The sequence below is a fragment of the Streptomyces griseiscabiei genome (assembly GCF_020010925.1).
GTDB lineage: Bacteria > Actinomycetota > Actinomycetes > Streptomycetales > Streptomycetaceae > Streptomyces > Streptomyces griseiscabiei.
In genome coordinates this window covers 1,663,610-1,676,762 of sequence record NZ_JAGJBZ010000002.1, presented here as the reverse complement: position 1 = coordinate 1,676,762, position 13,153 = coordinate 1,663,610, and the positions used below count along the sequence as shown (strand labels likewise).

At 73.0% G+C, this 13,153-nt stretch carries 8 protein-coding genes; 6 read left to right on the top strand and 2 right to left on the bottom strand.

Going from position 1 to position 13,153, the window contains the following annotated elements; all coding sequences use genetic code 11:
- Positions 1 to 25 precede the first annotated feature (25 nt).
- Entirely contained in the window at positions 26 to 466 is a 441-nt protein-coding gene (locus J8M51_RS24710; RefSeq protein WP_086753014.1) for an ATP-binding protein, read from the bottom strand.
- Between the two features lie 163 nt (positions 467 to 629).
- On the opposite strand from J8M51_RS24710, the gene J8M51_RS24705 reads away from it, so the two are divergent.
- Positions 630 to 1,028, top strand: coding sequence for a hypothetical protein (locus J8M51_RS24705; RefSeq protein WP_086753012.1), 399 nt, complete (start codon positions 630 to 632; stop codon positions 1,026 to 1,028).
- Between the two features lie 105 nt (positions 1,029 to 1,133).
- Here J8M51_RS24705 and J8M51_RS24700 read toward each other — a convergent pair whose 3' ends face one another.
- Complete coding sequence (locus J8M51_RS24700) at positions 1,134 to 2,573, bottom strand: glycoside hydrolase family 43 protein (protein ID WP_086753010.1); 1,440 nt, start codon at positions 2,571 to 2,573, stop codon at positions 1,134 to 1,136.
- A 277-nt stretch (positions 2,574 to 2,850) separates the two neighbouring features.
- Here J8M51_RS24700 and J8M51_RS24695 point away from each other — a divergent pair, with 277 nt between their 5' ends.
- From J8M51_RS24695 to J8M51_RS24675, 5 genes are all read left to right on the top strand, one after another.
- Positions 2,851 to 4,053: a carboxylate-amine ligase gene (locus J8M51_RS24695; protein ID WP_267299486.1), complete on the top strand. Its 1,203-nt coding sequence runs from the start codon at positions 2,851 to 2,853 to the stop codon at positions 4,051 to 4,053.
- Between the two features lie 339 nt (positions 4,054 to 4,392).
- A complete protein-coding gene (locus tag J8M51_RS24690) occupies positions 4,393 to 6,177 on the top strand; it encodes an N-acetylglutaminylglutamine amidotransferase (protein ID WP_086760640.1) in 1,785 nt (594 codons plus the stop codon).
- A 335-nt stretch (positions 6,178 to 6,512) separates the two neighbouring features.
- Positions 6,513 to 8,750 carry a S9 family peptidase gene (locus tag J8M51_RS24685; protein WP_398857399.1) on the top strand — a complete coding sequence of 746 codons (2,238 nt, stop codon included), beginning with the start codon at positions 6,513 to 6,515 and terminating at the stop codon, positions 8,748 to 8,750.
- A 225-nt stretch (positions 8,751 to 8,975) separates the two neighbouring features.
- Complete coding sequence (locus J8M51_RS24680) at positions 8,976 to 11,858, top strand: AAA family ATPase (protein WP_143673124.1); 2,883 nt, start codon at positions 8,976 to 8,978, stop codon at positions 11,856 to 11,858.
- The gene (locus J8M51_RS24675; protein WP_086754676.1) at positions 11,851 to 13,149 is read left to right on the top strand and encodes a serine/threonine-protein kinase; all 1,299 of its coding nucleotides are present in this window, start codon (positions 11,851 to 11,853) and stop codon (positions 13,147 to 13,149) included. The genes J8M51_RS24680 and J8M51_RS24675 overlap by 8 nt, the downstream gene beginning before the upstream one ends.
- Positions 13,150 to 13,153: the final 4 nt, after the last annotated feature.

Here is a 13,153-nt window from a genome sequence, read left to right as displayed (position 1 = left end):
GGTCGGCGTGAGAGCGGTCGGCGCGTCATGTCAGGGCAAGGCGGGCCGTGACGCGTTTGCCGACCGGTTGCTGGTCGATGGAGAGGTGCTGGGCGACCGCCTTGACGATCTCCAGTCCGTGCTGGCCCACGCGGTCGGGGTCGGTGGTCCGTGCCGCGGGCACCGTGGGGTCGCTGTCCCAGACGACGATGTCCACGCTGTCGGCCTTGATGCGCAGTTCCAGCAGGACGGGGCCGGGGGCGTACTTGCGGGCGTTGGTGACCAGTTCGCTGACCACGAGCTGGGTGAGGTCCCTGGCCCGTACGGGAACGGGCAGTTGGTGCCCGGTGCGCGCCCGGTCGAGGAACGCGACGGCGTGGTGGCGGGCGTCCGCGATGCAGCCGTTGTCCCCGTCCAGGGCGTACCCGGCGCGCATCACGTACTCGTCCGGCGCGCCAGAGCCGTCGCCTTCGGCATCCGATCCCACGTGTCCCGTCCTCATTCCCCCTGCATCTGCGCGCGTACCCGCGATGCCGTCGCGCATGCCCGCGGTCCCCGGGCGGTGTGTGAGGGGGACTGGGCCGTCCGCTCCCCGCCCTCTATTCTCGAACCGACCGCAAGGTGCTGGAAACCCACGACGGAGGTCGCCTGTGGACCCGCTCGCACCGGAACTGCTGATGGCCCTGGCGGGCGGCACCGCGGGAGCGGCCGGCCAGCAGCTCTGGGCATCGCTGCGGGATCTGGTCTCCCGCCGGCCGCAGGGACAGGAACCGCGCGGGGAAGGCGAGTGGAACGCGCTGGCCCGGACGGCGGACGACACCGCCCGGGCCGAGCAGCTCGCCGAGGCACTGACCCTGCGCGCCGCCCGGGACGCCGCCTTCGGCGCCGCGCTCGACGCCTGGCGCGCACAGGCCGAGAGCCTCACGGCGCTCTCCGCCACCGGCCCGGGCGAGGTGCGCAACGAGGTCGGCGGCACGGTCCACGGCCCGCTGATCCAGGCGCGCGACATCCATGGGTCCATCCATCTGGGGCCCCAGGCACCGTCCTGAAGAGGGGCGGGCCGCTCGGGTTCCCGGCCGGGCGGAGGTGTGCCCTGCCGACGCCCTCCGTGAGGCGGGCGTCGGCAGGGCGGGGGCGGGCTCGCGGTCAGCCGGTCAGCCGACCAGGCGGAAGGTCGCGTCGCTGCGGCCCGTCGCGTTGGTGATCGTTTCGAGCTTCAGCTGGAAGGCGTAGTGGCGGATGTAGCGGTCGGGATGGTTGTACGACTGGTAGGAGGACCAGGTCGAGTCGGCCAGGCCGGCGACCTGGCGGAAGGTGGCGTCGGCGGCGAACTGGGCGGTGCCGTCGTTCTGGACGAGCTGGAAGTCGGCGCCGTCGTGGCGCAGGTAGTGGCCGGGGAAGTTCACCGACTCGAAGGAGACGGTGCCGGTACCGGCCAGACCGGGCCGCGTACGGAACCGGGCGTCGTCGTTGGTGACGTTCTGGTCGATGCGTACGTCGAAGTTGGCGTGCCGGACGTAGCGGTCCTGGAAGTTGAAGGACTGCAGTCGCCGGCCCGGGACGTCGGCCCAGCGTGTCTGGATGCGGGTCTCCTCGGCGGCCGTCAGGTTGAGGATCGAGCCGTGCCGCTTCTTCGTCCCGCCCAGGCCGAAGGTGCCGGCGGCCGGGAGCCGGTAGGAACCGGAGGTGGCGGGCGTGGACGGGCTGGTGGTCAGCACCGGCATGTAGCCCTTGCCGGCGGCGTACTGGTCGAGGTAGAGCGCCCACTCGTCGCGGTCACGGAACTTCAGCCACATCGGGCCCTCGACCTGCGAGCCGGTCAGTCCGATGCCGGAGAGGTTGCCGAGGGTGGTCCAGGTGCCGAGGATCGAGTTGCTGCCCTCGATGGTGATCTGGCCGTCGCCGGAGGCCCGGATGTAGCGGAAGTTGCCGACGCCTGCGGGTACTTCGACGATCTGGGTGTCGATGATCTCCTGGCTGCCGGGGCGCTCGATGTAGGTCTGCGGCGTGGTGATCGTGCGGAAGTCGGTGGTGCGGGCGTAGTAGATGCGGTGCTTCGTCACACCGTTGAGGGGCTTGTTCGTCGCCCAGTACAGGACATAGCTGTTGGTGGCGGAGTCCCAGATCGCCTCCGGCGCCCACGCGTTGCGCCCGTCCGGGATCTGGCCGGCCACGTTCAGCAGCCAGGGCTTGGACCAGGTGACCAGGTCCGTCGACTCCCACACCACGAGGCTGCGGCTGCCGTTGTTGATGGAGTCGCTCCAGGACTGGCCGCAGTCGATGCAGAGGTCGGTCGCGATGATCCAGTACTTGGAGCCGTCGGGTGAGCGGACCAGTGCGGGGTCGCGTACGCCCCGCGTGCCCACGGTCGAGCGCAGCGTCATCCCGCCGCCGTTGAGGTCGTTCCAGTGCAGACCGTCCGCGCTGTGCGAGAAGTAGATCTGCTGGCCGGTCGCCCCCTCCCCGATGAAGTGCGTCATCAGATACCCCGGATCGGCCGCGACGGCCCGGTCCGGGGCGGTCAGGGCCTGACCGGTGAGGAGCAGACACGCGGCGATCAGGATCGCCGTGAGTCTGGAGAGAACCGCGGACATGCGCATCTCCTGTCGCCACCACATTGTTCGATTTTTCGGACAACGTTCGGAAAGTCGGGCAGACGCTAGACCTGGGCAATCCGGCACGTCAAGAGAGCTGACACAGGCGAACGGGGAACAAGATTTCGAACCCCGTGACCTGCCGACCTGGGACCACTGTTCCGGTTGAGGTACCGGTGAGGCTTATTTATCTTTTTGTCGGGAACTCGGGCGACGCAGGATCCCCGCGGGTCTTCGGACCGGCGGACGATCTCGGGTAACGGATGAGGGAGAGGCCGTGACCGTTCGTGTGGGCGTAGAGGAAGAGTTCCATGTCTTGGACGCGGAGAGCGGGCGGCTGGTACCAGGAGCCGGGACGGTCCTCGGCCGGCTGCGCGGAGCCGAGTTCAAGCCCGAACTGCAGCGCTCGGCGGTGGAGTGGAACAGCCTGGTGCACGACTCCCTGCACTCCCTGCACGCCGACCTCTGCGGAGCGCGGCGGCGGCTGGACAGCGCGGCCTCCGGGCTCGGACTGGCCGTCGTCGCGGCCGGGACCGTCCCCTTCGCCCGGCTGACGCCCGGTGACGCCACCCCCGACTTCCGCTACCGGCAGATGGTCGACGAATACCGCCGCGTGGCCGACGAGCACCTCGTGTGCAGCGCGCAGGTGCATGTCGACGTACCCGACCGGGACACGGCCGTGCGGATCATGTGCGCGGTCTCGCCCTGGCTGCCGCCGCTGCTGGCCCTGTCCGCCAGCTCGCCCTTCTGGCTCGGCACGGACACGGGGTACGCGAGCTGGCGGACCATGCTGTGGCAGCGCTGGCCCACCGCCGGGCCCGTCGGGTGCTTCGCCGGGGCCGACGACTACGACGCCGCGATCGAGGGACTGATCCGCTCCGGCGTGATCAAGGACTCGGGAATGGTCTACTACGACCTCCGCCCGAGCGATCACCAGCGGACCCTGGAACTTCGCGTCTGCGACGCCTCCCCGCGCATCGAGACGGTGGTGCTCATCGCCGGGCTGTTCCGGGCGCTGGTCGAGGACGCGCGGGTCCGGCTGGACGGGCCGGAGCGGGTCTGCGACGGCCGGCACGAATGGCTCCGGGCCGCGGTCTGGCGTGCGGCCCAATCGGGTCTGGAGGGCGAGCTGGTCGACCCGGTGACCCGGCGCGCCGCGCCCGCCCCGACCGTCCTGCGCGATGTGCTCCGCCGGTTGCGCCCGACCCTGGAGGCCCTGGGCGACTGGGACACGGTACGCGTTCTCCTGGAGGAGGCCCTCGCGCGGGGCAGCGCGGCCCACCGGCTGCGCGGGGTCGCCGAGGAGGAGGGGCTGTCCGCCTGTGTCGGGGCGCTGGCCGCCGAGACCCGGGGTGAGCGCGGGCGGGGCGGCGGTGCCGCGACACCCGTACGCCGGCGGCCCGTCGCGGCGGCGGGAGCGGCGGGGGCGGGGCCGGCGGAGGCTTCGGCGGCGTACTCGGTGGAGTCCGTCGGCGGCTGAGATCTGTGTGGCGGTTGCAGTGGTGAAGCCTGTACCGGCTGTCGTCCGCGACACGTCACGGCGTGGAGAACCTGACGGAGAAACCCGTCTCCCGCCCCGTGGCGCCCGGTGCCCCGGTGATCAAGGAGTGGCTCGCATGCCCAGCAGCAAGAGCGCCAACAGCGATACGAACGCGCGTCGGACCGGCCCGTGTCCGGGCGGAGCCCCGCCTCCGTCACCGTCGCCGTTCTCGTCACCGTCTCCGTTCTCGTCTCCGTTCTCGTCTCCGTCTCTCGCGCCGTGTCCGTCGTCGTCTCCGGGCGCGGTCGGACGGCGGGCCCTGCGAGGGGGTGCGGTCTGATGTGCGGTCTCTGCGGTGAGATCCGTTTCGACGGCGGACGGCCCGACCTCGCGGCCGTCGAGCGCATGACCGACCGCCTGGCGCCCCGGGGACCGGACGGCCGCGGCCTGTGGTCACAGGGTGCCGTCGCCCTGGGGCACCGCCGGCTGAAGATCATCGACCTGTCCGAGTGCGGGGCCCAGCCGATGACCGACCCGGCCGGACGGATCGCCGGTGTCTTCAACGGCTGCGTCTACAACTACAAGGAGCTGCGCGCGGAGCTGCGCGGTCTCGGGCACCGATTCTTCTCCGGCTCCGACACCGAGGTGGTGCTCAAGGCGTACCAGCAATGGGGCACCGCCTGTGTCGAGCGCTTCTACGGCATGTTCGCGTTCGCGATCGCCGAGCAGACCACCGGACGGGTGGTGCTGGCCCGTGACCGGCTGGGCATCAAGCCGCTGTATCTGGCGCACGCGCCGGGGAGGTTGAGGTTCGCGTCCTCACTACCGGCGCTGCTGGCGGGCGGCGGGGTGGACACCTCGCTCGACCCGGTGGCATTGCACCAGTACATGAGCTGGCACGCCACCGTGGCCGCCCCGCGCACGGTCCTCGCCGGGGTGCGCAAGCTGCCCGCGGCCACCGTGCGGGTCGTGGAGCCGGACGGGCGCCATCACGACACCCGCTACTGGCAGCCGTCGTACACCCGGCGGCCCGAGGACGCGGGGCTGAGCGCGGACGACTGGCGGGACGCGGTGCTCGACGCGCTGCGCACCGCCGTACGCCGGCGCATGGTGGCCGACGTCCCCGTGGGGGTGCTGCTGTCGGGCGGCCTCGACTCCAGTCTGATCGTGGCGCTGCTGGCCGACGAGGGGCAGCGGGATCTCGCGACGTTCAGCGTGGGGTTCGAGTCCGAGGGCGGTGAGGAGGGCGACGAGTTCCGCTGGTCCGACCTGGTCGCCCGGCACTTCGGCACGGAGCACCACCAGCTGATGGTGCCCTCGGACCGGGTGTCCACGGCGCTGGACGCGGCGATCGAGGCGATGAGCGAGCCGATGATCAGCCATGACGTGGTGGCCTTCCACCTGCTGGCGGAGCAGGTGGCGAAGGAGGTGAAGGTCGTCCAGAGCGGGCAGGGCGCGGACGAGGTGTTCGCCGGTTACCACTGGTATCCGGAGATGGCCGCGGCCCCGAGGGAGCGTGCGGCCGAGGCGTACGCCGCGACGTACTTCGACCGGGCGCACGCCGACCTCGCCGGGGTGCTTCAGCCGTCCGTGCTGGCCGATCACGATGCGTCCGGGCGGTTCGTCCGGGAGCACATGGCGCGCCCGGGGGCCGACACCGCGCTCGACGCGGCGCTGCGGCTCGACGCGGAGGTGATGCTCGTCGACGATCCGGTCAAGCGGGTGGACAACATGACGATGGACTGGGGGCTGGAGGCGCGGGTGCCGTTCCTCGACCACGAGCTGGTGGAGCTGGCCGCCGTCTGTCCGCCGGAACTGAAGCTCGCCGACGGGGGGAAGGGGGTCCTGAAGGCCGCCGGGCGGCGGGTCCTCCCGGCCGAGGTCGTCGACCGGCCCAAGGGCTACTTCCCGGTCCCCGCCGTCAAGCACATGGCCGGCCCCGTGCTGGGGCGCGTCCGCGACGCCCTGTCGGCGCCGGAGGCCCGCTCGCGCGGCGTCTTCCAGGACGCGTACGTCGCCGAACTGCTCTCCGCCCCGGACGAACACCGGACCCATCGCGGGGCGAACGCGCTGTGGCAGCTGGCTCTGCTGGAGATATGGCTGCAGACCCACGGGATCAGGTGACCGGGGAGCAGGGGGCGCGTGCGCCGGGGGCCCATGGGCGAAGGGCTCCTGGGCCAGGAGCCCATGAGCGGGGGGCTCTTGGGCCGGAGGCACGTGGGCATGAGGCCCCCATGCACGAGGACCAGGGCCCGGGGCCACGCGGGCAGGACGACCGACGGGGCGGGGAGCCATGGCCCCCCGAAGCCGAGGCACGCTTCCCGCGCACGGGGACGGAGACCGGGACCACGTCGGCCGCGGGCCCTCCGCCGGGCCCGGCCCCGGTCGCACCCGCGCCCGAGCCCTCGCCGACGGATCCCGGCGGGCGGACCGCCGTCGCCGAGGACGCCCTGGACGGAATGCCGTGGCGGTACGCGAACCACGGCCCCAGCCACGACCACACCTCCGCCCTCGCCCCCGCCCGCACGGCCACCACGCCGACCTCGGCCTCCACCGCTCCCGTGCCGGTCCCGCTCCCCGAGACCGCCGGGCCGCTGGACACGCCGCAGCCCCTGCGGTCCCACGGCTGCTGGTACCCGTCCGTGGACCCGAGCGGGCGCCACGTGGCGTTCATCTGCGACCGGGGCGGGGTGCCCCAGCTGTGGACCGGACCGGTCGACGGACACGAGGTCCACCTGCTGGACTCCGACCCCCACCCGGTCAAGGAGGTGGCCTGGTCGCCCGACGGCCGCTGGATCGCCTACACCACCGCCCCCGGCGGCGGCGAACACACCCGGGTGCTGTGCGTCCGCCCCGACGGCACCGGCCGACGCGTCCTCGCCGGTGCCGAACCCGGCAGTTCCGCGTACCTGGGCTGCTGGCAGCACGACGGCTCGGCGGTGGCCGTCACCGTCGCCGAGCCGGTCCTCGCGCCGGGCGGGACCGAGACGGAGGAGGGGCCCGTCCCCGCGGAACCCGGCCTGGCCGACCCGCGCACCTACACCGCCCCGCGCCCGGCGGGCTGGACCACCCGGGACGGCCGTGCCGTACTGCTGGGCGGCCCGCGTCACGGCGACGCCGCCCCCACGGGCCGGGTACGCGGAGCCACCGACACCGAGAACGAGCCGCCCCGTCCCCCGCCGGGCCCACCCGCCGAACCCGGCGGCGCGGACGCCCAGGCGGCCCCGCAGGGGACCGCCGAGGGCGGGCTCGCCGCCTACTGCGTCGATCCGCTCGGGGTCGCGGCGCCGGTCCTGGTGGCCGTGGAGCGGGGGGCCGCGACCCTGCGGGTGTGCGACCTCAGCAGGGACGGGCGGCTGGCGCTGGTCCGGCGGGGGCCTCGGGGGCGGCGTGAGGCGCTCGTCGTGCGGACGGCCGATCTGCGGACCACGTTCGCGCTGCACGTCGCCGACGGGGACCCGTGGATCGGCCGGTTCTCCCCGGACGGCGCGACGGTGTGGCTGCGCAGCGACGCGGCACGCGAGTTCGCCGCGCTGTTCGCCGTACGGCTGGACGAGGAAGGTGAGCGGCGGGGGCTGACCGTGGCCGCCGAGCGGCCGGACTGCGGGCTGGAGCTGCTGGCCTTCGCACGCGACGGGCGCACCGCGGCCCTGTCCTGGAACGTGCGCGGGGCCACCGAGCTGGAGGTCGTCTCCGTCACGGCGGATGAGGGGGCGGCCCGGGTGGGGCCGCAGCAGACGGTGCCGCTGCCGCACGAGGTGGTGACCCGTATCCCGCAGGTCGACGGGCGCGCGGGGCTGGTGCTGGCGCTGTCCGGCTCGCAGCGCCGCCCCGGGGTGTGGTGGTGGTCCGAGGGCACCGCGCGGCGGACCGAGTGGTCGTCGCGGGACGAGGACGCCGTCCCGCCCGGCCGACCGCCCGTGCGTCCCGTACCCCTGCGGCCCGCGGCCCGCGACGGGCTGCCGCTGAGCGGCTGGTACTACCGGGCGCCGGGCCGCGCGCCCGGCGTACCCGCGCCCTGTGTGATCCATCTGCACGGCGGCCCGGAGGAACAGGAGCGGCCGGTGTTCAACCCGCTCTACCACGAGTTGCTGGGCCGGGGCCTGGACGTCTTCGCCCCGGATGTGCGCGGCTCGTCGGGGCACGGCAGGTCGTTCGTCGACGCCGACCTCGGCACGGGCCGGTTCGCCGCGATCCAGGACGTCGCCGACTGCGCGGCCCACGCCGTCGTGGCCGGTCTCGCGGACCCGCGGCGGCTGGCCGTCATGGGCCGCTCGTACGGCGGCTACCTGGTGATGGCCTCGCTCGTCTGGCACCCGGACCTCTTCCGGACCGGCGTCGCGGCCTGCGGCATGTCCGACTTCGCGACCTTCTACGCCGGCACCGAGCCCTGGATCGCGGAGTCGGCCGCGCACAAGTACGGGCACCCGGAACGCGACCGTGAACTGCTGCGGGAGCTCTCCCCGATGACCCGTGTCGACGCGCTGCGCGTGCCCGTCCTCACGGTCCACGGCGAGCACGACACCAATGTGCCGCTCGGCGAGTCCGAGCAGTTCGTCCGTGCGGCCCGCGAACACGGGCTGCAGGCAGCTCTGTTGATCCTGCGCGACGAGGGCCACGACTTCCTGCGCGCGGACAGCCGGAGGATCTTCCGCCGGGCCGCCGCCGACTGGATCGAGCGCCACGTCGCGCGTTGAGCCCCGCACCGGCGCCCCCGGACCCCCGCATCGAAGACCCCTGTACCGAAGACGCCGTGACGGCCGGGCGGTACCGGGGTGTTGTGAACCTATCGAGGTGATGTCGTCCATTGGCCATGGGTGTCGTCGTGCCGCGTGCCAGACTGTGGGGCAACGGGGAAACTGCCACTGGCTCCGGCCTGCTCCGTGAAGACGGGCGCCGGGAACGGGTACGGGGATGCTGTCGTGCTGTCGCTCTTCTCGGAGGGGATCTTCACTCCGCACACCCTGCTGGACGAACGGGTGATCGATGTCCTCTCGGCGGCGACCCAGCGCTGCTCGGGGACGGTCCGCCCGAGCGACATCCTCCACTGCGCGATCGACTCCGGCGACCAGGCGGTGCTGTCGGGCCTCGCGCTCGCGCTCGCCGAGGGCGCCCGGCCGCGGCATCTGCTGGAGACCGTCGCCGCGTACAACCCGGGGACCCCGGACGGCCAGGGCTTCGACTTCGACGGGCGGCGGGAGCGGTTCGCCCCCGAGACGCTGGCCGCCCTCGACGCCTTCGCCGTGGAGTTCGCCCGGGACCCCGACCTGCTGCGGCCCGTCTGCCTCGAACTGCTCGTCGCCCATGTCCTGGACCATCCCGACGCCGGTGACCGGCGGTTCCTGCGCATCCTCGACACGACGGGCGCCGCGCGCACCCTGCGGGACCAGGTGCGGGTCGCCACCGAGACTCCTCCCCCGCTGCTGGACGACACCGGGCGGCTGCGCTCCGAGGAGTTCTCGGCGGACGCCTGGGCCGTTCTGGAACAGGCCGCCGACCGCGCGGGCGAGCTGGGGTACGACCGGCTGCTGCCCCCGCACTGCTTCCTCGCGCTGCTGAGCGAGACGGAGGGGCTGACCGAGCGGCTGGTACGGCTGCAGATCCCGCCCCAACTGGGCCTGGCCAAGGTCGCGGAGCTGCTGGCCGGCGCCTTCCGAATCTCCCAGCACGGCAAGGAGGCGCCCCCGCTGCACCGGGACGGCCTGGGCGAGCCGCTGCTCGACCTGCTGCGCAGGGCCCGGCGCGCCGCCACGGTCTGGGGGGCCGAACAGATCGACGCACCGCATCTCCTGGACGCCCTGCTGGAGGACCCGCCGCCCCGGCTCGCCTCGGTGTTCCGGACGGATCCGCTCCGGGTGGACCTCGCGCGGATGCGGGAGTTACTCGCCCAGTCCGTCAGGGAGGCCCGTACCTCGGGGCCGCGCGAGATCGCCTTCCGGTTACCGGCCGACTCGCCCCCCGCCGAGGACCTGACGTGGCTGGCGAGGACCCGGGGCATCCCGGCGGCCCGGCATCTGGAGCGCTACTTCGACGCCCTGGGCCGCGCCCTGCACCGTACGACCGACAACCATGTGCTGATCACCGGCCCCGCCGGAGTCGGCACCACCACCCTGGTCCGTGAACTGGCCAGGCGTGCGGCGGCCGGAGAGCTGCCCTTCCTGCGGCGCAAGCGCCTGCTGCGCGTCGACTGCCGTGACGTACCGGACTCCGAGAGCGGCGCGAAGCTCGCCCGGATCATCGCCCATGTGGCCGGCCGCACCGATCTCATCGTCTGCCTCGACGGGCTCGGGGCGATGCTCCGCGGCCCCCACGGCACCGACCACGTCCAGGCCCTGCGCAGCGCGCTGAAGGAACGCCGTATCCATCTCGTCGGGATTCTCTCGTCCCAGGAGTACGACGATCTGCTGGCCGCCGACCACGCGCTGCGCGAACTGACCACCCGTATCGACATGACCGAGCCGGACCGGGCCACGGCACGGGACATGGTCCGGCAGGCGGCGGACGCGCTGGAGACGGAGTTCGGCACGGAGATCGCCGACCGGGTCGTCGACCGGGCGGTCGTGCTGTCCGGGGACTACGTCCTCGCCCAGCGGCTGCCGCTGGCCGCCGTCAAGGTGCTCCGCCGGGCCTGCGAGGACCTGGACTACCGCCGTACACAGCTCGGGGACACCAGGGCCGTCGTGGACACCGAGGACGTGGTGCGGGTCATCGCCGAGGTGTCGGGCGTGCCCGCCGGGCAGATCGCCGGTACGGGCGACGACGGCATCGACTACGAACAGGCCCTCGGCGGTTCGGTGTTCGGCCAGCGGGACGCGCTGGAGGTGGTCGCGAACGAACTGCGCCGTATCAAGGCGGGCGTGGCCGGGGCGAGCGGCGGGCCCGCCTCGGTGATGCTGTTCGCCGGTCTGACCGGGACGGGCAAGACCGAACTGGCGAAGACCGTCGCGGGGTTCTACTCCTCCTCCAAGCGCCTGCAGACCTATCCCATGGAGAACTTCTCCGAGGCGCACAGCGTGGCCGGGATCATCGGCTCCCCGCCGGGATACATCGGCTTCGAGCGCGGCGGCCGGCTGGTCAACGAGCTGAACGCCGACCCGTACTGCGTGTTCCTGCTCGACGAGGCGGAGAAGGCGCACGCCGAGGTCTGGCGGCCCTTCCTCAATCTCTTCGACGAGGGCTGGATCATCGACCAGCGCGGGGTCAAGGCCCACGGCGACCGGGCGATCTTCATCCTCACCACCAACGCGGGCCAGGAGATCATCGCCCGGATGAGCCGGGAGGGACGGCCCGAGGAGGAGATCGTCGCCCGGGTGAAGGAGGCGCTGCTCCAGGTCGGCAGGGGCGCGCACGGCGGGCCGGTCTTCTCCCCCGAGTTCCTGGCGCGGATCCGCCGGATCATCGTGTTCCGGCCGCTGGACCTGGACGCGATGACCGCGATCTGCCGCGGACTCGTCGACCGGCAGCGGGCGTTCTGGCGGGACAAGCGGGAGAAGGAGCTGGTCGTCCCGGAGGAGCTGATCCACCACGCCGCCGCGCGCGGGCATCTGCTGAACGAGACGTCGGGCGGCAAGGAGGGCGGCCGTATCGTCGCGAAGATCCTCTCGGACCTGATCGAGAGCCCGGTCCTGCTCGAACAGCAGCGCAGGAAGGACGAGTTCCGGCGCTGCGCCCGCATCGAACTGGACTTCCGTCCCGAGGGGTCCGCCGGTGCCGACGGACGCGGGCCGCGGACGGACGTCCGCTTCGTCCCCTCCGACGACAGCACGACCGGTCCGACGGACTCGGCCGGAGCGGGCCATGGGTGACGGTGGAGGTGGCGCCAGGACGGACCTGCGGTCGTTCGAGGGACAGGTGATCGACGACCGGTATCTGCTCACCGAGTGGGTGGGCGGCGGCGCGTTCGGCGCGGTGTTCCTCAGCGAGCAGCGCATCCTCGGCCGGCCCGTGCGGCGGGTCGCCTGCAAGATCTCCCGGGAGACGGGCATGACCGAGGAGGACGCGCGGCACCGGTTCTCCGACGTCCTGCGGCTGGCCGAGGCGATGGACGGCATGACCGACGCCGAGGCCCGCCGCCACCTCGTCCATGTGTACGACGGCGGCCTGGCCCGGGACGCCGGCGGCCGGGCGTTCCTGGTGATGGAGTACGTACCGGGCACCACCCTCGCCGACCAGTTCAGCAGCCGGCGGACGGTCTCCGCGAAGCAGCTGTTCCTCTGGGCACGGCAGATCTGTGTGGCGCTGCGCGGACTGCACGCCCTGGACCAGCCGTTGCTGCACCGCGACCTCAAACCGGACAACGTCCTGCTCGGCACGGATCTGACCGTACGGCTGATCGACTTCGGCCTGGCCGCCAGACTGCTGGAGTCCGGGACCGTGCCGGGAGTCGCCGGCACCCTCACCTACATGGCGCCGGAGACCTCGCAGGGGGAGAGCGTGCCCGCCTCGGACCTGTACTCCCTCGGGGTGCTGATGTACGAGGGACTGACCGGGCGGCACCCCTACGAGCATCTGGTGCCGCCCCCCGAGCTGCCGGACGCCCTGCACGGCGACTGGCTGTACCGGCGGAAGCGGGACGGCCGGGCGCCGGCCCCGCCGTCCCGGCTGAACAACACCGTGACCCGCGAGATCGACGCCGTGGTGCTGCGCTGTCTGGAGTTCGATCCCGTGCGGCGCTTCCGCAGTGCGACGGAGCTCCTGGACGCGCTGGCCGAGGCCGAGGCGGGGCCCCGCCGTCCGCCGCCCGGCGCGAACGCGCTGGAGCGGGCCCGTGAGCAGGCCGCCGCCGGTGACCCGGCCGGGGCCTGCGACACCCTGCGCGCCTGTCTGGACTCCGGTGCGGAGAACCCCTCCCCCGCCGTCCGGCTGGCGCTGCTGCACGAACTCGCCGGGCTGCTCGACACACGCGGCGACCCGGCCGGCGCGGCCCGGCGGCTGGCCGAGTCCTGGCAGCTGGTGCGCGCCAGCGCGCTGCTGCGGACCCGCAGGGAGCGTCACGCCCTGCTGACACGGACGGCCGACGCCTACCGGCGGGCCGGGAACGGCTACCAGGCCCGACACTTCGAGGATCTGCTGCGACGCGAGAACGACAGGGGGTGAGGAC